Raw genomic sequence first — 24707 nt, 5'->3', positions numbered from 1 at the left:
TCAGATCGCAGAGCCGAGTTGAAAGATGGGCAGGTACATGGCAACTACCAGGCCACCGACGACCACCCCCAGGACCACCATGATGAAGGGTTCCATCAGGCTGGTGAGGTTGTCCACCAGATTGTCCACCTCGGCCTCATAAAAGCTCGCCACCTTGTCGAGCATGTCGTCCAGCGCACCGGATTCCTCGCCGATGGCGGTCATCTGGACCGCCAGGTTCGGAAAAATCCCTGAGGCACGCATGGAGAAATTCAACTGCATGCCGGTCGAGACCTCCTGCTTGATGCGCTGCACGGCACGTTTGAATACCACGTTGCCGGTGGCGCCAGACACCGAATCCAGGGCCTCCACCAGCGGCACGCCGGCGGCGAAGGTAGTGGACAGCGTGCGGGCGTAGCGGGCCACGGCGGATTTGTACAGCAAGGTGCCGATCAGCGGCAGCTTGAGCAGCCATTTGTCGCGCCAGTCGCGAAAGCGCTCCGAACGCCTGAGCGCATACTTCACGCCAAAAAAAGCCCCCACCGCCCCGCCAAGCATCACCCACCACCATTGCTGCATGATTTCCGACAGGCCTATGACCATCACTGTGAAGGCTGGCAGTTTCGCGCCAAACCCGGAGAATACCGATTCGAATTGCGGCACGACCTTGACCAGCAGGATCCCCGTGACCACTGCGGCGACGAGGACCACTGCCGCTGGATAGGTCATGGCTTTCTTGATCTTGGCCTTGAGCGCTTCGCTCTTTTCCTTGTAGGTCGCGACCCGGTCCAGCAGCGTGTCCAGGGCACCGGCCTGCTCGCCGGCGTCTACCAGGTTGCAGTACAGCTCGTCGAAATATTGCGGGCACTTGCGCAGCGCCGCGGCGAAGCTGTTGCCAGCGGCGACTTCCTGCTTCACCTCGTCCACCAGCTTGCGCATGTTGGGGTTGTCGAAGCCTTCGCCAATGATGTCGAACGCCTGCAACAGCGGCACACCAGCCTTGAGCATGGTGGCCATCTGGCGGGTGAAGAGGGCGATATCCAGCGGCTTGATGCGCTTGCCCTTGCTGAATATCGAGGTGGATTTCTTGCGCACCTTCTGCGGGTTGATGCCTTGTTTGCGCAGCTGTGCCTTGACCAGCGCCGGGCTTTGACCCGTCAGCTCGCCACTCATTTTCGTGCCTTTGCGGTCCTTGCCTTCCCAAGTGTAAACATCGGTTTTGACTGCCTTGACCGCCATGTTCAATCCTTGGTGACCCGGTTGATTTCTTCGAGGCTGGTGACGCCCTGCATCACTTTGAGCAGCCCCGAGGTGCGCAGGTCATTGAAACCGTCCTTGCGCATTTGCAGATCGATTTCCAGCGAGTTGCCCTCGGCCATGATCAGCCGTTGCAGCTCGGGCGTGTTCTTGACCACTTCGTAAACCCCCACGCGCCCTTTGTAACCGTTGTTGCACTGTTCGCAACCGACCGGCTCATAGATCGTGAATGTGCCGATGCGTTCCCGAGGGAAACCTTCCTTGAGCAAGGTTTCCTCGGGAATCTCGATGGCCTTCTTGCAGTGACTGCACAGCTTGCGCGCCAGCCGCTGGGCAATGATCAGGTGCACGGCGGTGGCGATGTTGAACCCCGGAATGCCCATGTTCTGCAGGCGGATCAGGGTTTCGGCGGCGCTGTTGGTGTGCAGGGTGGAGAGCACCAGGTGCCCGGTCTGGGCGGCCTTGATGGCGATCTCGGCGGTTTCCAGGTCGCGGATCTCACCGACCATGATCACGTCCGGGTCCTGGCGCAGGAACGAGCGCAGGGCCTGGGCGAAATCCAGCCCCTGGCGCGGGTTCACGTTGACCTGGTTGATGCCTTCCATGTTGATTTCCACCGGGTCTTCGGCGGTGGAAATGTTGATGTCCACGGTGTTGAGGATATTCAGTCCGGTGTAGAGCGACACGGTCTTGCCCGAGCCGGTTGGGCCAGTCACCAGGATCAGCCCTTGCGGTTGCTTGAGGGCGGCCATGTACAGGTCTTTCTGGTCCGGTTCGTAGCCCAGGGCATCGATGCCCATTTGTGCGCTGGACGGGTCGAGGATCCGGATCACCACTTTTTCGCCCCAGAGCGTGGGCAGGGTGTTGACCCGGAAATCGATGGACTTGGTTTTCGACAGGCGCATTTTCAGGCGCCCGTCCTGGGGTTTGCGCCGCTCGGAAATATCCAGGCTGGCCATGACTTTCAGGCGTGCGGCGATACGGTTGGCCAACTGGATCGGCGGCCTGGCCACTTCCCGCAGTATGCCGTCGGTGCGCACCCGCACCCGGTAGATTTTTTCGTAGGGCTCGAAGTGCAGGTCGGAAGAGCCGCCCTTGATCGCGTCCAGCAGCATCTTGTTGACGAAGCGCACCACGGGCGCGTCGTCGGTGTCCTGGCCGGCGATGGAGTCCTGCCTGGTGTCGTCGATCGATTCGATGTCCAGGCCGTCGAGGTCGACATCGCCCATGCCTTCCAGGCCCGTGCTGCTGGATTCGAAAAACTTTTCGATGGCGTCGCTGAGCTTGTCGTCCTCCACCAGGATGGCTTCGGTGGTCAGGCCGGTGCTGAACTGGATGTCATTGATGGCCTGGTGATTGGTCGGGTCGGAGATGCCCACGTACAGCTTGTTGCCGCGCCGCCACAGCGGCAGGGCGTGATGCTGGCGCACCAGTTTTTCGCTGACCAGGCCGGTGGGTTGGGTTTCTTTGTCCAGGCTGTTGAGGTCCAGCAGGGCGACGCCGAAATGCTCCGAGGCGATCTCCGCGACCTGTCGGCTCTGGACCAGTTTGTTCTGCACCAGATAGCTGACCAGGGGGATGCGATTGCGTTGCGCCTGTTGATACGCCTGGTGCGCACTTTGCTCGGTGAGCAGTTCGGCCAGCACCAATTGCTTGGTCAGGCCGCTGAGGGCGATGTCATTCATGGGAATCCTGGCGGCGAACAGTTCATGACTTATAGCCTAGTCAAGCCTCGACGCCAAACCAGCGGGGCAGGGTGACAAAAAACGTCAGATAGTGCGGTTGTTGAGGTAGGACGTTGCCGTTGTGCTGGTTCAAATCCCTTGAGTGATGGGGTTTCAGGGTTGGCATGTGCCCTGCAATGGCCGTTTCAGGTCATGAGATTTCGACTCATGCATGGGAGATGTCTATGAATAAGCAGAGTGGCTTTACCTTGATCGAGCTGCTGATCGTCGTGGCGATCATCGGTATTCTGGCGACGTTTGCGTTGCCGCAATATTCGAAGTATCAGGCGCGGGCCAAGGCCACGGCGGGGCTGGCGGAGGTCTCTGCGTTGAAAGTGCCGTTTGAGGACATCATGAATCAAGGTACCAATCCAACGTTGGCCAACATCGGCGGGACCTCGCCCACCAGCAATTGCACCTTGACGGCTTCAGGAACAGCAGCGGACGGAGCGGGCACCATCGCGTGTACCCTTTTGAATGCACCCGCTCCAGTGCTTGGCAAAGCGATCACCCTGACGCGTTCTACTCAAGGCGTTTGGACCTGCGGTTCGACCGCCGCTCAGGAATTCCTGCCGGCTGGATGCACAGGTACAGCAGCGACGACTCCGTAATTTGAGTGCACGTATCGAGGCAGTGAACTGCCTCGATACAGAAACCCTTCGCAATTCATAAGCTTAGAAGTTGGCCAAAAAACCGCAAGTTGCATGTCCAGAATCACCGTTTCATGCATTTTGCATGATCACGAAAGTTGCCGTTTCGCTTAACTTGCTGATTTATAAGAAATTAATTAATTGTTAAAAGCTGGCACAGCGTTCGCACTACTCCTGCTAACCCTGCCGGGATCCACCTCCGGCAGTTTTTGAGAAAAACAGGAGTTACTCGTATGAAGAAGTTCGCTATCACTGCCGCCGCTGCTACCGCACTGACCCTGACCATGGCTAGCGCATTCGCCGAGACCACTCAAGCAACTCAGGCGCCAATGATGCTGGCTGCGGGCGAAGTGACAGAGGCCAAGGAAGACGTTTCCGATACCTGGATCACCACCAAGGTCAAAGCTGACCTGGTCACCGAAAAAGGCATTCCAGGCACTGATATCAAAGTCGAAACCAACAAAGGTGTTGTGTCCCTGTCTTCGATGACCAAAGTCACTGATGCACAAAAAGACACCGCTGTGGCGATCGCCAAGAAAATCAAAGGCGTCAAGGCCGTATCGGCTGACGGCCTGAAAGCCGAGTAAGGCCAAGACTTCTCGCCTGGACTGGGAGAAGGCGCGGCAAGCGGGCCAGGATATACGTTTGCCGTCGCTTTGGAGTTCATGCGAAAGGCCACACGGACGTGGCCATTACAGGCCCCCGGCATTCGTGCCGGGGGCCTGTTCTATTCTGGGGAATCAATCTGCGGGTCAGCGTTTGCACACGAGTCAGAACCGAGTTGCCGCCATCGCGAGCAAGCTCGCTCCCACCGGGGGCGGCGGTGAACACGGATTTTGAGATCGCCCTAAACAATGTGGGAGCGAGCTTGCTCGCGATGGCGGCGGCACATTCAACACATCTGTGCGGACAAGCTCACCGCCCCCGCTTGCTGGTGATCTGCACCAGCCGATTCCCCTCGAAACGCAGGTACTGATACATGCCGCTGTTGGGGCCGTAGGTCCATTCCTCCACCGGGTATTCCTCCCGGCGATTGACACTGCGCTTGTAGCCCAGGTCATCCCGCGCCGCTGGCTCCCCGCACTTTTGCAGCACTTCGCTGGAGCGGTCACCGACGCTGATCAACTGGCTGCCGCAACGCAGCGTGTCGGCAGCCGCGGCCTGGCCGGCGGCCAGCAATAGACCCAGGCAGAGCCCGAACCAGGGTTTCATCTTATTCGGCATCCAGATGCATCGGGGTAATCACCCGGCCATCGCTCTCGGCCTGGCCGAGGCTGGCGTCGATGAAATACACGCGGTCATCGGCCAACTGGCCTTTGTCCACCAGGAAGTCCTTGATGCTGCTGGCCCGTTCCTGTCCCAGTTGACGCAAGAGCACGTCGCTGCCGCTCCAGAACTTGATCACGCCTTCACGCAGTTTCTCGATGCGCGCCTTTTTGTCCAATTGCGTCCATTCGGCGGGCGGTTGGGTCTTGAGGCGGGTGCGGTAGATGCCTTCGAGCAGCGGCGCCTTTTCGTCTTCCGGCACCTGTATCAGCGAGGCCTGGGCCGGAACTTTGTCGCCCCGACGCTGCAGCATCTTGTAGTAGTTGTACTGGTATTCGCGTTCCAGGCGCTGGGCGGCGAGCAGCGGGCCGTCGCTGCTTTCGGCGGCGGTGCCTTCGATCTCCAGACGCAGCTCCGGACGTTTGCCAAGGGCCTCGGACAGTTTGAGCAGCGTGCCTTCGTTGTCCTTGCTCAGGTCGCTGGAGCCCGGCGCAAACGCCACGCTGCCCAGGTCTTCCGAGCCGCCGCCGGCCACCAGCCCACCGATAAGCTTGAACGGCGCCTGGGCCGCTCGTACCACCAGGTTGCGCAGGGTCTGCCAGATGATCGGCATGACACTGAATTGCGGGTCGTTGAGATCGCCGGACACCGGTAGCTCGATGGAAATCTTGCCGTCGGAATCCTTCAGCAATGCGACGGCCAATTTGAGTGGCAGGCTCACGGCGTCCGGGCTGTCGACTTTCTCACCCAGTTGCAGTTGCTCGACCACCACTTTGTTCTCCGCCTGGAGCTTGCCTTGGGTGATCCGGTAATGCAGGTCGAGATTGAGCCGGCCCTTGCGGATGCGATAGCCGGCGAACTTGCCGGAGTAGGGCGTCAGGGTGGTCAGTTCGACCCGTTTGAAACTGGTGGCGATGTCGAGGCTGGCCATCGGATCGAAGGGGTTGACCGCCCCTTTGATGGTGACCGGTGCATAGCGATCGACCTTGCCCTTGATGTCGACACTGGCCGGTTTGGCCTGGCGACTGTCGATGGTGCCGATCTGGCCATTGAGCTGCTGGATGGCCGTGGCGAAATTGGGCGTCAGGCTGAAGTCGGCGAAGTTGGCCGAACCGTCATTGATGGCGATACCACCGATGTGGATACCCAGCGGTTTTTCCTGGGACGCCGGTTTTGCCGCAGTGTTCTTCGTGCCGCTGTCGGCCGGTTGCGGGATCAGCAGGTCATCGACGTTGGTGGTGCGGTCGTCGTTGATCATGAAGCGCGCATACGGCTGGAACAGGTTGACCTTGTCGATGGACAGGCTGTCACCGTGCTGATAATTCAAGCCTTCGAGGACCAGGCTCTGCCACTTGAGGAAGTCGCGGGTCTTGAGCGTGTCGAGGGTGTGCAACTGATCGACCTGGGCGCGGCCGGTGACGGCAAATGCCAGCGGTTCGGTGCTTTTGAGGTCGACCGCCAGGTCACTGCCGAGCATCCCGGAGCGCAGCTCCAGGCGAATGAACGGGTTGATGTACGACTGGGCGACGCGCAGGTCGACGTCCTGGGTCTTGACCTTGAGCTTGGCGGTGATCGGGTTCAGGTTGACCTCGCCGTCGGCGAGGATCTTGCCCTGCTTGCCTATCCCGGTGTCCAGCTTGAGGGTAAAGGGCGAGCCGTTGAGGGTGTCGTAGTTCTGCAGGTCGAGGTTCAGCGGGCCGACCTCCAGTGCCACGGCGGGCTGGGCCTGACGGTCAGCCAAGTGCACCTTATAGTCGCGCAGCTGCACGTCCTTCAACATCACCTGCCAGGGTTTGCTGGGCGGTGCCGGTTCAGCTTTTGGCGAGTCAGCCGCTGCCGGGGCGGATGTCGGTTCAGCCTTGACCTGCGGTTTGGTCGGCTGGCTGGCGAAGAGTTTTTGCCAGTCCAGCTGCCCGTCTGCCTCGCGAGCGGCCCAGGTTTCCAGCTTCTGGCTGCGGATCTTGCCCACGATAACTTGCTGCTTGGCCAGGTCTACCGTGGTTTCGCTCACGTCCAGGCGTTCGAGCTTCACCAGTGGACGGCCATCGGGTGCCTTGATGGCGAAGGGCGCGACACTGACCGCGACGTTGTTGAGCAGCAGTTCGGTGCCCTTGGCCAGGTTGAGCTTGTAGTCGGTGCTGAGGTTCAGGACACCGTTTTCCAGAACCAGCGGCACGGCGTCGCGCACATAGGGCCACCAGGCTTTCATTTGGCCGCCAGTGACTTTGAGCGTGCCTTGGGAGGCAATCGGCGTGAGGCTGAAATTACCGGTCCAGTCGATCTGTCCGCCTTCGGGGCCAGCAGCCACCAGGGTCATGTCGGCGTTGTCGTCGGGCAGGGTGCTGAGATTCTTCAGCTCGAAATCGAGGGTGTCGTAGAGAAACTCAATGGGTTCGCTGGGGCGCAGGTCCTGGAAATGCACATAGCCGCCGGCCAACTTGATTCGGTCGACCCGCAGGGGGAACGGCTTGGCCTCGGGGTCGGCAGGCGTCGGCTCGCTGGCCGGCAGCTTGAACAGGCCCAGCAGGTTCAACTGACCGTCCTTGGCGAACATCACTTCGGTCTTGGGCTTGTCCAGCTCGATGTCGACCAGGTGCAGGGCGCCGGACCACAAGCTGTCGAGTTGCAAATTGGCGTACAGCCGTTCGAAGCCGACCTGTTCCTTGCCTGGTTCGCCGATATTCAGGCCCCAGAGGGTGACTTCCAGGCTGAAGGGATTGAGTTCGATGCGCTGGATCTGAGCCGGCACCGTCGCAAGGGTGGCCAATTGCTGGTTGGCGATGCGCAAGGCGATGCCCGGCAAAATCAGAAAGCCCAACAGGCTATAGAGGGCCAGTGCGGTCAACAGAGCGCCGATGGCGCGAATCAATCCTTTGGGCATGTGCGGCTTCATCTTGGTGTGAATTCGGAATGCCTTGGAGTATGGCATGCGTTTACGGTTCCGAAGCCACTGTGATTTATGAGATTTGTCCGTTTTTCGAGTAAGAATTCTGAGTCTGGCTTAGAGCTGGAGCACCAAAGTCTTGAGCGGTGGCTGCTGGTCCCGGGAGGGGAAATCGCTGCCGGGCGTCAGCACGCTCCACTCGCGTACCGGGCGTCCGGCCTTTTCCGCGCAACGCAACACCTGCTCGCGCCAGTCGTCCATGGGCACTTTTGCCAGGTTGTTGCAGCAGATCAGCACGCCATTGTCGGCGGTGGTGAGCAGCGCCGGTTTCAGCAGGCTTTGGTAGTCGCGCAACAGGTCGACGGTGCCGAACGCACTTTTGGCCCAGGCCGGTGGGTCGAGCAGCACCAGGTCGTACTGGCGTTGTTCCAGGCGCACGTAGCTGGGCAGTTTCTGTCCGCGCCGCTGGCTGATGGGCAGGCCGGCCAGTTGGCGGATCGCCGGAAAGTAGTCCGACTGCACGAACTCCATCGGCGGCAAATCGGGGTTGAGCAGGCCGTTCTCGCGGCCCACCGCCAGGTTGCCTTCGGCGAAGTCCAGGTTGCACACCTCCCGCGCACCACCGGCCGCAGCGCTCAGGCCGACGCCGCAGGTGTAGGCGAACAGGTTCAGCACGCTTTTGTTGCGGCTGTGTGCCTTGACCCATTCCCGGGCGTTGCGCAGGTCGAGAAACAGCAGTGGATCCTGCCCGGCATGGCGACCGCGTACGCGATAATTCAAGCCCCATTCATGCCCGACCAGGTCTTGCAGGGCGGCCTCGTCCGCCTGATAGACGGTGTCCTGGCGGTCGACGCGCGAATTGCCCCGGGCGCGGTCGTTGTAGACCAACAAAGTCTCCAATCCCAGCTCTTCGTTGACGATGCCGTGCAGTTGCAGCAGGTCGTCGCGCTCCAGCGACTGATGGAAGCTCTGTACCAGCAGTTGCGGGCCGTAGCGGTCGATGGTCAGTCCGGGGGCGCCTTCCTGGCTGCCATGGAACAGGCGATAGCAGTCGGTGCCTTGCTGGTGCAGTTGGCCGAGCAGCTCCTGGCGCTGGTCGAGGGCGGCGCGCAGCGCCTGATTCAAGGAAGACATGCCGGGCGCGCCTTAGAGAAATGAGGCGCGGGAGTTTAGCAGTTATGGCTGGCGTGGTCCCTGTTGGAGCGAGCTTGCTCGCGATGGCGGTCTGGACTGACAGGGCCCCATCGCGAGCAAGCTCGCTCCCACAGGAATCCTCAGCGATTGAGGCGTTTGTCGATCAGCCCCTCCACCACACTTGGATCGGCCAGGGTCGAGGTATCGCCGAGGCTATCGAGTTCGTTGCAGGCGATCTTGCGCAGGATGCGCCGCATGATCTTGCCCGAACGGGTCTTGGGCAACGCTGGCGCCCACTGGATCAGTTCCGGTTTGGCGAAGCTGCCGATTTCCTTGCTGACGTGGGCCAGCAATTCCTTCTTCAGCTCGTCATTGGCCTCCACACCGTTCATCGGCGTGACAAAGGCATAGATGCCCTGGCCCTTGAGGTCGTGGGGATAGCCGACGACGGCCGCTTCGGCAATGTTGTCGTGCAGCACCAGGGCGCTTTCGATTTCGGCGGTGCCGATGCGATGCCCGGAGACGTTGATCACGTCGTCGATGCGCCCGGTGATCCAGTAGTCGCCGTCTTCGTCGCGGCGCGCGCCGTCGCCGGTGAAGTAATAGCCGGGGTAGGGTTTGAAGTAGGTGTCGACCATGCGTTGATGATCGCCGTAGACGCTGCGAATCTGCCCGGGCCAACTGGATTTGATCGCCAGTACGCCGCTGCCGGCACCGCTGATTTCCTTGCCCACTTCATCCAGCAAGACCGGTTGCACGCCGAACATCGGCCGGGTGGCGCAGCCTGGCTTGAGCCGTGGGGCGCTCACCAACGGGCTGAGCATGATGCCGCCGGTCTCGGTCTGCCACCAGGTGTCGACAATCGGGCAGCGTTGTTCGCCTACCGTGTTGAAATACCATTCCCACGCCTCCGGGTTGATCGGCTCACCAACGGTGCCGAGCAGTCGCAGGCTTTTGCGGGACGTTTCCTGCAACGGTCCGGCACCTTCGCGCATCAGCGCGCGCAGGGCGGTCGGTGCGGTGTAGAAGATGTTGACCTGATGCTTGTCGATCACCTGCCAGAAGCGCGAACTGCTCGGGTAGCTCGGCACGCCCTCGAAGATCAGCGTGGTGGCGCCATTGGCCAGCGGGCCATAGACGATGTAGCTGTGGCCGGTGACCCAGCCGACATCGGCGGTGCACCAGAACACTTCGTTGTCGCGGTAATCGAGCACGTACTTGAACGTCATCGCCGCTTGCAGCAGATAACCGCCCGTGGTGTGCAGCACGCCCTTGGGTTTGCCAGTGCTGCCGGAGGTGTAGAGGATGAACAACGGGTCTTCGGCGTCCATCGGTTCCGGTGGGCAGTCGTCGCTCATCTCGTGCATGGCCTGGTGGTACCACAGGTCACGGCCCTCAACCCAGCCCACCTCACCCTGGGTGCGCTCGACCACCAGCACGGTGCTGACGTTCGGGCAACTTTCCAAGGCCTTGTCGACGTTACGCTTGAGCGGTACGAAGCGCCCGCCGCGCACACCTTCGTCCGCCGTGATCACGGTGCGGCAATCGGCGTCGAGAATCCGGTCGCGCAGCGAGTCCGGTGAGAAACCGCCGAACACCACCGAATGCACGGCGCCGATACGGGTACAGGCGAGCATGGCGTAGGCGGCCTCGGGGATCATCGGCATGTAGATGCAGACCCGGTCGCCTTTCTTCACGCCACGGCTTTTCAGCACGTTGGCCAGGCGGCACACATGGTTGTGAAGTTTTTTGTAGGTTATTTCTGCCGATTCGGCGGGGTCGTCGCCTTCCCAGATGATTGCCGTCTGGTCGCCGCGCGTTTGCAGGTGACGGTCGATGCAATTGGCGCTGACGTTCAGCTTGCCACCGGCGAACCAGGTCGCGTCGCCGTTCTTGAGGTCATAGCGCTGGACGGTTTGCCAGGGCGTCATCCAGTCGAGAAAGCGCGTGGCCTGCTCGGCCCAGAAGGCGCTGGGGTGTTCGATGGATTCTTTGTAGAGCCGCTTGTACTCGTCCTGACTCAGTTGCGCAGCCCGGCGGACGGCATCGGCTTGGGGGTACTGGCTGATATCGAACATGACGGTTCCTTATTCTTGTTTTGCGACAAGATATAAAGATGCGCCCAGTAGCCTGAGGGTTCAAGTCATGCACAAAGCAACTGTGGGAGCGAGCCTCGTGGGAGCAAAGCTTGCTCGCGATGACGCCGTCTCATTCAACACATAGGTTGATATCAGACCGCTATCGCGAGCAAGCTTTGCTCCCACAAGACCCGCTCCCACAGGGGGAATGCAAACCCAGGGATCAGCCGCGGTGGCGTCCGCGGAAGTAGTTGATCAAGCCCTGGGTCGAAGCATCTTCGGCCAGGCTTTCTTCGCTGCCCACCAGGCGGTTGTAGACGCCCTTGCCCAGTTCCTTGCCCAACTCCACGCCCCATTGGTCGAAGGCGTTGATGCCCCAGACCACGCTCTGCACGAACACCTTGTGTTCATACAGCGCCACCAGTGCGCCGAGGCGACGTGGGCTGATGCGTTCGACTACCAGGGTGTTGCTCGGACGGTTGCCCGGGATCACCTTGTGGGAGGCCAGTTTCTGCACCTCTTCTTCGCTGGCGCCCTTGTCCCGCAGCTCGGCTTCGGCTTCGGCGCGGGTCTTGCCGAGCATCAGCGCCTGGCTCTGGGACAGGCAGTTGGCGTACAGCCACTGGTGATGATCGGAAACCGGGTTGAAGCTGACGATCGGCACGATGAAGTCGGCCGGGATCAACTGGGTGCCCTGATGCAACAACTGGTGGTAAGCGTGCTGACCGTTGCAGCCGACGCCGCCCCAGATGACCGGGCCCGTGTCGGTCGACACCGGGGTACCGTCCTGGCGCACGCTCTTGCCGTTGGATTCCATGTCCAATTGCTGCAAATGCTTGGTGATGTTACGCAGGTAGTGGTCGTACGGCAGGATCGCATGGCTCTGCGCACCCCAGAAGTTGCCGTACCACACGCCCAGCAGTGCCAGCAGCACCGGCATGTTCTGCTCGAACGGGGCGCTCTGGAAATGCTGGTCCATGGAATAGGCCCCGGAGAGCAATTCCTTGAAGTTCGACATGCCGATGGCCAGGGCGATCGGCAGGCCGATGGCCGACCACAGCGAGTAACGCCCGCCGACCCAGTCCCACATCGGGAAGATGTTTTCTTCGCGGATGCCGAAGGCCACGGCGGCGGCGTTGTTGCTCGACACGGCGATGAAGTGGCGATACAGCTCCGCTTCGGAGCCACCCTGGGCCAGGTACCAGGCGCGGGCGGCCTGGGCGTTCTTCAGGGTTTCGAGGGTGTTGAAGGATTTCGACGAGACGATGAACAGCGTGGTCTCGGCGCGCAGCTTCATGGTCAGTTCATGGAACTCACTGCCGTCGATGTTCGCCAGGTAGTGGCAGCGAACGCCTTTTTGCGCGTAGGACAACAGCGCTTCGGACACCAGCTCCGGGCCGAGGAAAGAACCACCGATGCCGATGTTCACCACGTCGGTGATCGGCTTTTCGGTGTAGCCGCGCCACAGGCCGTCGTGAATGCGGCCCACCAGGTCGGTGATCTGGTTCAGCACTTTGTGCACGTCCGGCATCACGTTGACGCCGTTGACCAGCAGCTTGTCGCCCACCGGCCGACGCAGGGCGGTGTGCAGGGCAGGGCGGTTTTCCGAGGCGTTGACGATTTCGCCTTCGAACAGCGACTTGATCGCGCCCTTGAGGTCGACTTCGTTGGCCAGGCCCACCAGCAGGTCGCGGGTCTGGGCGTTGATCAGGTTTTTCGAGTAGTCGAGAAACAGGCCGCAGCTCGACAGGGTGAATTGAGTAAAACGCTGCGGATCGGCATTGAACGCTTCGCGCATGCTGAAATCCTGCATGGCTTTGCGGTGGTCATTCAGCGCTTGCCAGGCTGGCAGAGCGGTCACGTCATGAGGGGTTCGGTAATACGCCATCGCTGCGGGTTTCCTTTTTACTTGAACGACCTTTTGTACACTAAAAATTCCGGCGCGGCTCGAGGTGGGCGTCCGGACACTGCATCGACACGATCGCCGGACGCAGCGCGGATACAGTAAACCTCGCGTTGCGATCTGTCTTGACTTTGTCTGACCGGTTCCCGGTACTTTTTTATACAACAGGGGGCGGAAATGGTTCGCTGTGGGGGCAAAGCTTGCTCGCGATTGCAATGGACCCGTTGCATGGATGTCGCCTGACACACTGCTATCGCGAGCAAGCTTTGCTCCCACAGGTTTGTACACAGATATCGTTCGGGTTCGATCAGGCGAGCTGTACCGGAATCGCATTGCTGGTGTGGCTCAGTTCATTGCCTGGTGCCATGTACAGCATGCGCGGCTTGAAGTTGACCAGCTCGGCTTCGCTGTAGTGGGCATAGGCGCAGATGATGACACGATCACCGACCTTGGCCTTGTGCGCTGCGGCGCCGTTCACCGAGATCATCCGCGAACCTTCCTCGCCACGGATGGCGTAGGTGGTGAAGCGCTCGCCGTTGTCGACGTTGTAGATCTGGATCTGTTCGTATTCACGGATCCCCGACAGGTCCAGCCACTCACCATCGATGGCGCAGGAGCCTTCGTAATCGAGCACTGCGTGAGTGACTTCGGCGCGATGCAGCTTGGCCTTGAGCATGATGGCGTGCATGTATTTTTCCTCTGGTCGAGTCCGAACGGCGGGCAGTCTGCCTGAAGGCTTGTGGGGCGGCAATACGCGAGGGATTTGCAAGTGCAGTCTGTATGTGGGAGCAAAGCTTGCTCGCGATGACGTGGTCAAATTCGACACGTATGTCGAATATCAGACCGCTATCGCGAGCAAGCTTTGCTCCCACAAGGCCCATCCCCAGATTGGGGCGGGTGTGGGTTCAGGCGGGGTTGTCGAGGTCCAGGTGCAGGTTGTCGATCAGGCGCGTGGTACCGAGGAAGGCCGCCACCAGAATCACCAGGTCACGGTCCTCGTTCAATGCCGGGCGCAAGGTCTTGGCGTGACGGATCTCCAGGTAATCAGGACGCAGGCCGGCAGCTTCAAGTTGCTTGATCTGCTCACCGATCAGCGCCGGGAAATCTCGTCGACCCTGTTTGATGGCCTCGGCGATCTGGCTCAGGACGCGATAGACCACGGGCGCGACGGCGCGTTGATCCGGGCTGAGGAAGCCGTTGCGCGAGGACAGCGCCAGGCCATCCTCGGCGCGAACGGTCGGCTCGCCGATGATCTGGATCGGCATGTTCAGGTCATGGACCAGTGCGCGGATCACTGCCAGTTGCTGGTAGTCTTTCTGGCCAAACACCGCCAGGTCAGGCTGGACCATGTTGAACAGCTTGCTGACCACTGTCGCCACACCTTCGAAATGCCCTGGACGGCTGGCGCCGCACAAGCCTTCGGACAATTGCGGGACGCTGACCCGGGTCTGCCCGGCCATGCCGTCGGGGTACATCTCTTCGACGCTGGGCGCGAACAGCAGATGGCAGCCAGCCTGGAGCAGTTTCTCCTGGTCGGCCGCCAGGGTGCGGGGGTATTTGTCCAGGTCTTCGCCGGCACCGAATTGCAGGGGGTTGACGAAAATGCTCGCCACCACGAAGTCGGCCCGTTGCGCGGCCTTGGTGACCAGCGCCACGTGGCCGCTGTGCAGGTTGCCCATGGTCGGCACGAAGGCAATGCGTTTGCCTTCGCCGCGGGCACGGGCCACGGCGGCCCGCAGTTCGCGTACGGTTTTGACGGTGTTCATGCAGAAAACCCGTGTTCGACGCCAGGGAAGGTCGCGGCCTTGACCTCAGCGACATAGGCACTCAGGGCGCCCTGGATGGACGTTTGCCCTGCCATGAAGTCCTTCACGAACTTGGGCACGCGACCGGTGATCGACAGCCCGAGCATGTCGTGCAGCACCAGCACCTGGCCGTCGGTGGCGTGGCCGGCGCCGATCCCGATCACCGGGATCTTCACCGCCTGGGTGATTTCTTCCGCCAACTCGCTGGGCACGCATTCGAGCAGCAACATCGCCGCGCCAGCCTGCTCCAGCGCAATCGCATCGGCGCGCATCTGCCGCGCCTGGTTCTCATTGCGGCCCTGGACCTTGTAGCCACCGAGGATATTGACCGATTGTGGGGTCAGTCCCATGTGCGCGCACACTGGGATACCCCGCTCGGCCAGCAACCGAATCGAATCGGCCAGCCACAACGCACCCTCGACCTTGACCATATGGGCACCGGCCTGCATCAGCATGGCGCTGTTGGTCATGGTTTGTTCAAGGGTGGCGTAGGCCATGAATGGCAGGTCGGCGAGAATCAGTGCATCGGTGTTACCGCGTTTGACGGCGGCCACATGGTAGGCCATCTCGGCGGTGGTCACCGGCAGCGTGCTGTCGTGACCTTGCAGCACCATGCCGAGGGAATCGCCCACCAGCAACACTTCGACACCGGCCTCATTGCAGGCGTGGGCGAAAGTTGCGTCATAGCAGGTCAGCATGGTGATTTTCTCACCTTTTTGCTTGAGACCTTGCAGCGTGGTCAGGGTAATAGCTGGCATGAAAAAGTCCTCATTAGGCGCTCTTGAGCTACTGCGAGTAACGCGCATGAATCGTCATCTATACAGGCGCACCCTCTATGTGTGGTGCTTGTAAGGCCTGGATTGCGCCCTTTAAACGCCGCGTTGGCGGCATCGGGACGCCTATAGTCGTGAGGAGCTCTCGGGAAGTCAATTGGATGTGTTACCGCCGGGTGTTACCGGGGTTACTGATGCGTTTCAGCGTAGAGGCGTGTTTCGGATCTGACTGCCGGGTCTGAATCCTGTGGGAGCGAGCTTGCTCGCGATGGCGGCGGACCAGTCAATATAAATGTCGATTGCTACACCGCTATCGCGAGCAAGCTCGCTCCCACAGGGGATGGTCTTCGTCAGATAGGCGGCAAGCGTTCCAGGCCAACGAATGGGCACGCCGCGAGCAGATCCTTGAGTGAGCGTCCATCGGCCAGGTGCAGGTCGGCGGGCGCCAGTTCCGCCAGCGGATACAGCACGAAGGCCCGGGCCTGCATGTGGTAGTGGGGGATCTTGAGGCGAGGCTCGTCGATCAGGCGATCGCCGAACAGCAGGATATCCAGGTCCAGGGTGCGCGGACCCCAGCGTTCCAGGCGTTCTCGACCCTGCCCGGTTTCGATGGCTTGCAGCGCATCGAGCAGGTCCAGCGGTGCCAGGCGGCTGTCCAGCGCCGCCACCGCGTTGGTGTAGCGCGGCTGGCCGGGCAGCAGGGAATCGCTTTGATAAAACGCCGAGACCCCCACCAGTTGGGTATCGGGCAATTGCGCCAGCGCCTGGATGGCACTGCGCAATTGTTCGGCGGGTTCCGCCAGGTTGCTGCCCATGCCGATGTAGATGCGTTCCATCGATTACTCGCCCGATGCGCTCGGTACACCGGCACGCTTGCGCTTGGCACCGCTGCTGCGACGGCGCTTGCGCGGGCCGCTGGCGCCTTCATCCTTGCCGCTGAGTTCGCGAATCATGTCGCGGCGCTCGCTGTCGTTGGCGTCCTGGTAATCGGTCCACCATTCGCCCAGGCCATCGGTCTGCTCGCCCGCGCTTTCACGCAGCAGCAGGAAGTCGTAGCCAGCGCGGAAACGCGGGTTGTCCAGCAGCAGGTCGGCACGTTTGCCGCTGCGCCGTGGCAGGCGTTCCTGCATGTCCCAGATCTCGCGGATCGGCATCGTGAAGCGTTTTGGAATGGCGATGCGCTGGCACTGTTCGGCGATCAGCTCGTGGGCTGCTTCCTGCATCGCCGGGATCGGCGGCATGCCACGCTCTTGCAGGCGCAACACCCGGGCCGGCAGGGCAGGCCAGAGCAGCGCGGCGAACAGGAACGCAGGCGTCACCGGCTTGTTCTGCTTGATGCGCAGGTCGGTGTTGATCAGTGCTTCGCTGATCAAGGTGTGGGTGTAGGTCGGGTTGTGCTCCAGGGCCTCGGCACTGGCGGGGAACAGCGGATCGAACAACTGCAGGTCCACCAGCATCTCGAAGGTGTCTGCGGCGTTGCCCGACAGGAACAGCTTGAGCACTTCCTCGAACAGGCGCGCCGAAGGGATTTCCCGCAGCATCGGCGCCAGTTCGCGAATCGGCACGGCGCTGTGTTTTTCGATGCCGAAATCCAGCTTGGCGGCGAAACGCACGGCCCGCAGCATTCGCACCGGGTCTTCCTGGTAGCGCTGCTTGGGGTCGCCAATCAGGCGGATCAGGCGATTGCGAATGTCGTGTACGCCGTTGGCGTAATCGAGGATGCGCTCGCTGACCGGATCGTAATACAGGGCGTTGATGGTGAAGTCGCGGCGTTGCGCGTCTTCCTCCAGCGTGCCGTAGACGTTATCGCGCAGGATGCGCCCGCTCTCGTTGCGGGAAGACTGGTTGCTGTCTTCCTCTTCATCGTTTTGCGGATGATTGGCGCGGAAGGTCGCCACTTCGATGATTTCGCGGCCGAAGTGAATGTGGACCAGCTTGAAGCGCCGGCCAATGATCCGCGCATTGCGAAATTCGGCCCGTATCTGTTCCGGCGTGGCGCTGGTGGCGACGTCGAAATCCTTGGGGGTGATGTTGAGCAGCATGTCGCGCACGCAGCCACCGACTAGGTAAGCCTGGTAACCGGCGTTCTGCAAACGTTCGACGATGTTCACCGCATAACGGCTGAACTGGGCCTTTTGCAGTGAATGCTGGCCGCTGTTGAGCACTTCAGGCGTGCTGCGAATGTGTTGCGTACGACGCAAGGGAGAACGGAATGACTGGAACAGCTTCTTCAGCATGGGATGCACTGTTTGAAGGAATATTCGGCCAAAAACGAAGAATGACCGCATGATGGGCCGAGATTCTAGCATTTAGTCGAGGGATGGTGTAGGACGGAGCAGTTTAGAGCTGCAAGCTTCAGCGACAAGCCTTGTAGGCTGCGGGGAGGCGGAACGACAGAAACCACAAGGGGAGCCGAAGCTCCCCCAGAATTAGTTACGTGCTCTATTTTTATTATTGGTTTCGGGCTTCTTGTTTTTGTTGAGTGCCCACGCCACAAGGTTTTTTCCTTTGTGACCCTCCCAATCGGGAGCCAAGAGCAAACGGATTGCTTTGGTCGCTGTGTTGCAGTGATCAATCGATCCAACCAGTTCAGGCACCTGTCTTGAGACAGTTTTTATTGTTCTCGGCCTGGTTGTGGGGCAAGCCCCAAATACAACGCCTCTCCAAAAGAATCAGTTAGCTGCGCCTCTCGCCGTCTTGTTTTTATTGTGCGTGAGTCGATTCGTCTTATTTTTATTGTCTTTTGCATTGCTTGTTATTGTTCTTGTACCAAAGCTATAGCAGGGTGCGTGCCAACTTTTGCGAGGCCCAGCGAAACCGGGGGTTCTAGGGTTATAACCATTTTTTCGGGGCGAAAAAAAGCCGGGGTTTCGTTACCGTAAACCCCGGCTTCTGTTACGTGAAAAAGCTGAGGTAACAGTTTTTTCACATTCAGCGGTGTTACCCCCACACCTCAGCTTTCGCTGGTCGCTCCGGTCTTGCGCCGTGGAATTCCCAGGCGCTGGCGACGTTCCCACAGGCACTTGCGGCTTACGCCCAGCTTGCGTGCCAGTTCGGTCTCGGTCATGTGGTCCTGGTGTTCCAGGACGAAATGCTGGAAGTAATCCTCCAGGGACAGGTCTTCGGTGGGTTCGTGGCTGTTGTTGGCAGCGCCGCCCTGTTGCGGGGCCAGGCCGATGAACTCTTCGTCGTCCAGGTCACTCAGTTCGATGTCGATGCCCAGCAGGTCGGCCGAGATTTCCGGGCTCTCGCACAGGATCACCGCCCGCTCGACCGCGTTTTCCAGCTCGCGAACGTTACCCGGCCAGGCGTAATGACGAATGGCCTGCTCGGCGTCCGGGGCGAACTTGAGGTCGGTGCGGTTGACCCGCGCGCTCTGGCGAGCCAGGAATGCCTGGGCGATTTCATTGACGTCCGCGCCACGCTCGCGCAGGGCGGGCAGCTTCAAGGCGATCACGTGCAAGCGGTAATACAAGTCTTCGCGGAACTGGCCGATCTTCGCCAGGCTCTTGAGGTCACGGTGGGTAGCCGCGATCAGGCGGACGTCGACTTTTTGCGACTGCACCGAGCCGACCCGGCGGATTTCGCCTTCCTGAAGCACCCGCAGCAACCGCGCCTGGGCTTCCAGCGGCAACTCGCCGATTTCATCGAGGAACAGCGTGCCGCCGTCCGCCGCTTCCACCAAGCCTGCGCGCCCGGCGCTGGCGCCGGTGAACGCACCTTTCTCATGACCGAACAGTTCGGACTCGATCAGGCTTTCCGGGATCGCCGCGCAGTTCACCGAGATCATCGGCGCCTTGGCCCGGCGTGACAGATTGTGCAGGGCGCGGGCTACCAGCTCCTTGCCGGTACCGGACTCGCCCTGGACCAGGACATTGGAGTCGGTCGGTGCCACCTTGCGGATCTTGCTGTACAGGTCCTGCATGGGCGGGCAGGAACCGATGATGCCAATTTCGCCATTATTGTTGCTGGCGCCGGCTTTCGCCGAGGCACTGGCCTTGCCGGCGGGTTCCGCCGGGTTACTGGTCGCCGCCTGTCGGTCACGCAGGATGCGGGCCACGGCCTGGAGCATCTCATCGTGGTCGAACGGTTTGGCGATGTAGTCCACCGCACCCATTTTCATGGAGTCGACCGCCGAGCGCAGGCTGGCGTAACTGGTCATGATCAGCACGGGTGTGCCCTGGCCGAGCTTGATCAGCTCGGTACCCGGGGCGCCAGGCAGGCGCAGGTCGCTGACGATCAGGTCAAACGTGGGAATGCTGAAACGTTCTTGTGCTTCCTGCACTGAACCGGCTTCGCTGACCTGGTACTGGTTGCGTTCCAGCAGGCGGCGCAAGGCGGAGCGGATAATTGTTTCGTCTTCGACGATCAAAATGTGCGGCATTGATTCGATTCTCTCGACGGTCTCAGTTCACAGCGGACGTCGCTTCGACATGACGCGGCAAGGTCACCCGGATACGGGTGCCGCGTTGGCTTTGTACATCGGCCGGGCTGTCGATGGTGATTTGTCCATAATGCTCTTCAACGATGGAATAGACCAGTGCGAGGCCCAGACCGGTGCCTTCGCCAGGATCCTTGGTGGTGAAGAAAGGTTCGAACAATCGGTCCATGATGTTCTGTGGGATACCGCTGCCTTCGTCTTCGACGATCAGGTCGACCGTGTGTTCGAAGGCTTCACTCTTGACCCGCACCGCGCTGCCGGCCGGTGAGGCGTCCCGCGCGTTGGATAGCAGGTTGATCAACACCTGGGCGAGCCGCTGGGGGTCGCCATCGACCCAATGGTCCGGATCGCACAGGTTGAAGAATTGCACCTCGAAATTGCGCCGGTTGAGCGCCAGCAGACCAATGGCATCCTGGGCCACTTCGGCCAGACAGACGGGCTCGTCATTGTGCTGGTGACCGCCGGCATGGGCGAAGCTCATCAGTGATTGGACGATGCGCGACACGCGCTTGGTCTGTTCGAGGATCTGGCCGCTGATTTCCGTCAGCTCGCCGTCGTCCTCGCGCTCTTCGCGCAGGTTCTGCGCCAGGCAGGCGATGCCGGTGATCGGGTTGCCGATTTCGTGGGCCACCCCGGCGGCCAGCCGGCCGATGCTTGCCAGTCGTTCGGAGTGGACCAGCTTGTCTTCGAGCATCTGGGTATCGGTCAGGTCTTCGACCAGCAGCACCAGGCCGCTGTTACCCGGCGCCAACGGCTCGTCGATCGCCGCCTTGTGCAGGTTCAGCCAACGGGTCTGGCCGTCGAGGGCCAGGTGCTGTTTGTGCAGGTGCTCGTCCGGCAGGTTGATGAAGCCTTGCAGCAAGCCTTTCCACGGCTCGCCCAGGGTGCTCAGGCGTGAACCGACCACGCGCTGGGCCGCGATCCCGGTCAGTTCTTCCATGGCCTTGTTCCACATCAGGATTTCCTGGTCCTTGGCCAGGGAGCACACGCCCATCGGCAGTTCCTGCAGGGTCTGGCGATGGTAACGGCGCAAGGCGTCCAATTCGGCGGCAAGGCCGGTGAGGCGCGAATGGTAATCCTCGAGGCGGCTTTCGATGAAGTGGATGTCTTCGGTGACGTAGTTCTCGCCGCCGGCCTTGTAGGGCAGGAATGTCTCGACCATGTCCTGGGCCACGCTGGGACCCATCAGGCCGGACAGGTTGGCCTCGATCCGGTCCCGCAGACGACGCAGAGCATACGGACGACGTTCATCGAAGGGCAGGTAGAGGTCGCGCAGGGCCTGTTCGACTTCCTTTTGCGCGGCCTTGGCGCCCAAGGGCTTGGCCAGTTGCGTGGCGAATTCCTGGGGCGAGGCGGCGTGCAGCTCGCGGCGCTGCGGGCGGCGGACGTTGTCCACCGCGCAGGCTTCGGCGGCGCTGGCCTCTTCGCTGCTGGCGTTGGTGAACAGCGAGATCAGGGTGAACATCAGCACGTTTGCCGCCAAAGAGGCGATGGCCGCCATATGCCAACTGGTGTCGTCGAGCACGTAGATCATGTTCAGCAGCGGAATATAGAAGCCCTGCAGGTTGCCCATCAGCGGCAACAGCATCGCGACCAGCCACACCAGGATCCCTGCCAACAGGCCGGCGATGAAGCCACGGCGGTTGGCGGTCGGCCAATACAGCACCGACAGCACGCCGGGCAGGAACTGCAAGGTGGCAACGAAGGCGACGATGCCCAGGTTGGCCAGGTCCTGTCCCTCACCCAGCATCAGGTAAAAACCGTAGCCGGCCATGATGATCGCGACGATCAGCGCCCGCCGTGTCCATTTCAGCCAGCGGTAGATATTGCCTTCGGCCGGTGGTTGGTAGAGCGGCAGCACCAGGTGGTTGAGGGCCATGCCCGACAATGCCAGCGTGGTGACGATGATCAAGCCGCTGGCCGCCGACAGGCCGCCGACATAGGCCAGCAACGCCAGGGCCTTGCTGTTGGCGGCGATGCCGATACCCAGGGTGAAGTATTCCGGATTGGTACTGGCGCCCAGCTTCAAGCCGGCCCAGAGGATCAGCGGTACCGCCAGGCTCATCAGCAGCAGGAACAGCGGCAGGCCCCAACTGGCGCTTACCAGCGAGCGCGGGTTGAGGTTTTCGGTAAAGGTCATGTGGTACATGTGCGGCATCACGATGGCCGATGCGAAGAACACCAGCAACAGCGTGCGCCATGGGCCTTCCTGCAAGGGCGTATGCAGGGCGGCGAGGGCTGTCTGGTTCTGCAGCAGCCACACTTCCAGCTGTTGTGGGCCGTCGAACACGCCGTACAGGGCATAGAGACCGACACCACCGATGGCAATCAGCTTGATCACCGATTCGAAAGCGATGGCGAACACCAGGCCTTCGTGTTTTTCCCGTGTGGCGATGTGTCGGGAACCAAAGAAAATCGTGAACAGGATGATCAGTACGCAGAAGCTCAGCGCCACCCGGTGCTGCACCGGCTCGCGGGTCAGGATGCTGATGGAGTCGGCCACGGCCTGGATCTGCAGGGCCAGCAGCGGCAGTACCCCGACCAGCATGAAGATCGTGGTCAGCGCGCCGGCCCAGGTGCTGCGAAAGCGAAAGGCGAACAGGTCGGCCAGCGACGACAGTTGGTAGGTGCGGGTGATTTTCAGGATCGGATAGAGCAACACCGGCGCCAGCAGGAACGCGCCCGATACGCCGAGGTAACTGGAGAGGAAACCATAGCCGTACTGATAGGCCAGCCCGACCGTGCCATAGAACGCCCATGCGCTGGCATAGACACCCAGCGACAGGGTGTAGGTCAGCGGGTGGCGGATGATCGCCCGGGGGATCATGCCTCGTTCGCTGATCCAGGCTACGCCGAACAGCACTGCCAGGTAGGCGGCGCTGATCAGGACCATCTGGGTCAGGCTAAAGCTCATCGGCATCTTTTTGGCTCTGCAGGATGAAGGTCACGACAATCAGGATCAGCCAGAGCAGATACGGCCGATACCAGGCACCCGTGGCATCGATCCACCAATCCATGATGGCCGGGGAGAACAGATAAATCCCCACTACCAGGAGCAGGACCAAGCGATAGATATACATCCCGGCCTCTCTAATTTATGCGCGTGCCCAAAAAACGTGCGGCGATGGTAACGGATGGGCGCCAAGCTGCAAGGGCCGTCAACGTATTTGCGCTTCGGGCAGGCTCAGTGTGCGCGGGATCTTGCCTGCATCCCAGTGGCGAATGCCCCAAGCCAGCAGTTCCCGTGGGCTGGCATCGACCAGTTCGAGGCCCGGTTGCTGGCCCAGCGCGCGCAACGCCCGTAACAGCAGTGGCGTGGCCTGATCGGCAGCCAGGGGCGGTGAGCGGTAGGATTTACCGAGCTTGTGCCCATCAGGCTGGGTGATCAGCGGCACGTGCAGGTAACGCGGTTGCGGCAACCCGAGCAGTTCTTGCAGGTAGAGCTGGCGCGGCGTGGAGTCCAGCAGGTCGGCGCCGCGCACGATATCGGTCACCCCTTGCCAGGCGTCGTCCAGGACCACGGCCAATTGATAGGCGTAGAGCCCGTCACGGCGGCGGATCACGAAGTCACCGACCTCACGGCCCAGGTGCTGGCGGAACTCGCCCTGGACCCGGTCGGTGAAGTGGTACTCAAGCTCGGGGACGCGCAGGCGGATGGCGGCGTCCTCGGTGCTGTGCCCGGCATTGCGGCACAGCCCCGGATAAATGCCCTGGTACGCCTCCAGTTGCTTGCGCGAACAGGTGCAGGCGTAGGCCAGGCCCTGGCTGAACAGCCGGTTGATGACCTGATCGTAGGCGTCATGGCGCTCGCTCTGGCGAACCATCTCGCCGTCCCATTCGAACCCGTAGCTTTCCAGTGCCTTGAGAATCGCCGCTTGCGCGCCCGGTTCTTCCCGGGGCGGGTCGAGGTCCTCCATGCGCAGCAACCAACGCCCGCCCACGGCGCGGGCATCCAGGTACGACGCCAGTGCGGCGACCAGTGAACCGAAGTGCAAGTGGCCGCTGGGGGTGGGGGCGAAGCGGCCGATGTAGGGGCGGTGGCAGTCATAGGGCGAATGTTACTGAGTCTGAGCGGTAGGCATACAATTTCGACAATGAAGCGTATCCCCTGTGGGAGCGAGCCTGCTCGCGATAGCGGTGTATCTGTCACATCAAGGCTGGCTGACCCACCGCTTTCGCGAGCAGGCTCGCTCCCACAAGGAGGCGCCAGACTTGGAGACGGTATCGGAAACAAAAAACGGAGCGTATGAACGCTCCGTTTCGGTGACAGCCCCGGCAGTTACTTGCCGACCTGTTTTTCCTTGATTTCCGCCAGGGTCTTGCAGTCGATGCACAGATCGGCTGTCGGGCGGGCTTCCAGGCGGCGAATGCCGATCTCGATGCCGCAGGACTCGCACCAACCGTATTCTTCGTCTTCGATCAACTGCAGGGTCTTGTCGATTTTCTTGATGAGCTTGCGCTCGCGATCACGGGCGCGCAGTTCGAGGCTGAACTCTTCTTCCTGACTGGCACGGTCGGCCGGGTCGGGGAAGTTGGCCGCTTCGTCTTTCATGTGATCCACGGTGCGGTCGACTTCCTGCATCAAGTCCTGTTTCCACTTGTTCAGGATCTTGGTGAAGTGCGCGCGCATGGGGGCGCCCATGTACTCTTCGCCAGCTTGCGGGACGTAAGGCTCAAACCCGCTGAGCGACTGATTTTGATTTTGCTTTGCTTGGGTGGGCATGAATGGACCGCCTCTACTCTTGTAATCCACTACGCAGGATTGCTCCATCACCGACACCTGCCGGCCCTGCGGCTGCAAGCGGGCGAACTT

General features: G+C 61.1%; 19 protein-coding genes. 2 read left to right on the top strand and 17 right to left on the bottom strand.

Annotation, left to right across the window (positions count from 1 at the left end):
- Together KI235_RS25845 and pilB are read right to left on the bottom strand one after the other, a co-directional pair.
- Entirely contained in the window at nucleotides 1–1218 is a 1218-nt protein-coding gene (locus KI235_RS25845; RefSeq protein WP_003205670.1) for a type II secretion system F family protein, read from the bottom strand.
- Nucleotides 1219–1220: 2 nt separating this feature from the next.
- The gene (gene pilB, locus KI235_RS25840; protein WP_013694231.1) at nucleotides 1221–2921 is read right to left on the bottom strand and encodes a type IV-A pilus assembly ATPase PilB; all 1701 of its coding nucleotides are present in this window, start codon (nucleotides 2919–2921) and stop codon (nucleotides 1221–1223) included.
- A gap of 224 nt (nucleotides 2922–3145) precedes the next feature.
- Between pilB and KI235_RS25835 the strand changes: the two genes are divergently transcribed.
- Nucleotides 3146–3571: a pilin gene (locus KI235_RS25835; protein WP_013694230.1), complete on the top strand. Its 426-nt coding sequence runs from the start codon at nucleotides 3146–3148 to the stop codon at nucleotides 3569–3571.
- Nucleotides 3572–3843: 272 nt separating this feature from the next.
- A complete protein-coding gene (locus tag KI235_RS25830; RefSeq protein WP_003205664.1) occupies nucleotides 3844–4197 on the top strand; it encodes a BON domain-containing protein in 354 nt (117 codons plus the stop codon).
- Nucleotides 4198–4525: 328 nt separating this feature from the next.
- Here the strand turns inward: KI235_RS25830 and KI235_RS25825 are convergent, their stop codons facing one another.
- The 15 genes from KI235_RS25825 to dksA all read right to left on the bottom strand — a co-directional run bounded on the left by KI235_RS25825 (nucleotide 4526) and on the right by dksA (nucleotide 24617).
- Nucleotides 4526–4822 (bottom strand): DUF2845 domain-containing protein, encoded by a 297-nt coding sequence (locus KI235_RS25825; protein WP_003205663.1) that lies wholly within the window; start codon nucleotides 4820–4822, stop codon nucleotides 4526–4528.
- Nucleotide 4823: 1 nt separating this feature from the next.
- Nucleotides 4824–7757 (bottom strand): DUF748 domain-containing protein, encoded by a 2934-nt coding sequence (locus KI235_RS25820; protein ID WP_039014135.1) that lies wholly within the window; start codon nucleotides 7755–7757, stop codon nucleotides 4824–4826.
- Between the two features lie 120 nt (nucleotides 7758–7877).
- Nucleotides 7878–8894, bottom strand: coding sequence for a class I SAM-dependent methyltransferase (locus KI235_RS25815; RefSeq protein ID WP_212795358.1), 1017 nt, complete (start codon nucleotides 8892–8894; stop codon nucleotides 7878–7880).
- Between the two features lie 140 nt (nucleotides 8895–9034).
- Complete coding sequence (gene acs, locus KI235_RS25810) at nucleotides 9035–10972, bottom strand: acetate--CoA ligase (RefSeq protein ID WP_013694226.1); 1938 nt, start codon at nucleotides 10970–10972, stop codon at nucleotides 9035–9037.
- Between the two features lie 223 nt (nucleotides 10973–11195).
- Nucleotides 11196–12860: a glucose-6-phosphate isomerase gene (pgi, locus tag KI235_RS25805; protein ID WP_003205656.1), complete on the bottom strand. Its 1665-nt coding sequence runs from the start codon at nucleotides 12858–12860 to the stop codon at nucleotides 11196–11198.
- Between the two features lie 322 nt (nucleotides 12861–13182).
- On the bottom strand, nucleotides 13183–13563 hold the full coding sequence (gene panD, locus KI235_RS25800) for an aspartate 1-decarboxylase (protein ID WP_003205654.1): 381 nt from the start codon (nucleotides 13561–13563) through the stop codon (nucleotides 13183–13185).
- Between the two features lie 217 nt (nucleotides 13564–13780).
- Nucleotides 13781–14641 carry a pantoate--beta-alanine ligase gene (gene panC / locus KI235_RS25795; RefSeq protein ID WP_212795357.1) on the bottom strand — a complete coding sequence of 287 codons (861 nt, stop codon included), beginning with the start codon at nucleotides 14639–14641 and terminating at the stop codon, nucleotides 13781–13783.
- On the bottom strand, nucleotides 14638–15438 hold the full coding sequence (gene panB / locus KI235_RS25790) for a 3-methyl-2-oxobutanoate hydroxymethyltransferase (RefSeq protein WP_003205650.1): 801 nt from the start codon (nucleotides 15436–15438) through the stop codon (nucleotides 14638–14640). The genes panC and panB overlap by 4 nt, the downstream gene beginning before the upstream one ends.
- A 365-nt stretch (nucleotides 15439–15803) precedes the next feature.
- Complete coding sequence (folK, locus tag KI235_RS25785; protein ID WP_013694225.1) at nucleotides 15804–16289, bottom strand: 2-amino-4-hydroxy-6-hydroxymethyldihydropteridine diphosphokinase; 486 nt, start codon at nucleotides 16287–16289, stop codon at nucleotides 15804–15806.
- Between the two features lie 3 nt (nucleotides 16290–16292).
- A complete protein-coding gene (locus KI235_RS25780) occupies nucleotides 16293–17690 on the bottom strand; it encodes a polynucleotide adenylyltransferase PcnB (RefSeq protein ID WP_003205647.1) in 1398 nt (465 codons plus the stop codon).
- Nucleotides 17691–18406: 716 nt separating this feature from the next.
- A complete protein-coding gene (locus KI235_RS25775) occupies nucleotides 18407–19837 on the bottom strand; it encodes a sigma-54 dependent transcriptional regulator (RefSeq protein ID WP_003205644.1) in 1431 nt (476 codons plus the stop codon).
- A gap of 22 nt (nucleotides 19838–19859) precedes the next feature.
- Entirely contained in the window at nucleotides 19860–22814 is a 2955-nt protein-coding gene (locus KI235_RS25770) for a sensor histidine kinase (protein ID WP_003205642.1), read from the bottom strand.
- Entirely contained in the window at nucleotides 22798–22974 is a 177-nt protein-coding gene (locus KI235_RS25765) for a hypothetical protein (protein WP_003176118.1), read from the bottom strand. Before KI235_RS25765 ends, KI235_RS25770 begins: the two co-directional genes overlap by 17 nt.
- 78 nt (nucleotides 22975–23052) lie before the next feature.
- Entirely contained in the window at nucleotides 23053–23922 is an 870-nt protein-coding gene (gene gluQRS / locus KI235_RS25760; protein ID WP_212795885.1) for a tRNA glutamyl-Q(34) synthetase GluQRS, read from the bottom strand.
- Between the two features lie 251 nt (nucleotides 23923–24173).
- Nucleotides 24174–24617, bottom strand: a complete 444-nt coding sequence (gene dksA, locus KI235_RS25755) for an RNA polymerase-binding protein DksA (RefSeq protein WP_003205639.1) — start codon at nucleotides 24615–24617, stop codon at nucleotides 24174–24176.
- Between the last annotated feature and the right edge of the window lie 90 nt (nucleotides 24618–24707).

Source organism: Pseudomonas sp. St386 (assembly GCF_018325865.1).
GTDB lineage: Bacteria > Pseudomonadota > Gammaproteobacteria > Pseudomonadales > Pseudomonadaceae > Aquipseudomonas > Aquipseudomonas brassicacearum.
This window is presented reverse-complemented; position numbering and strand designations above follow the sequence as displayed.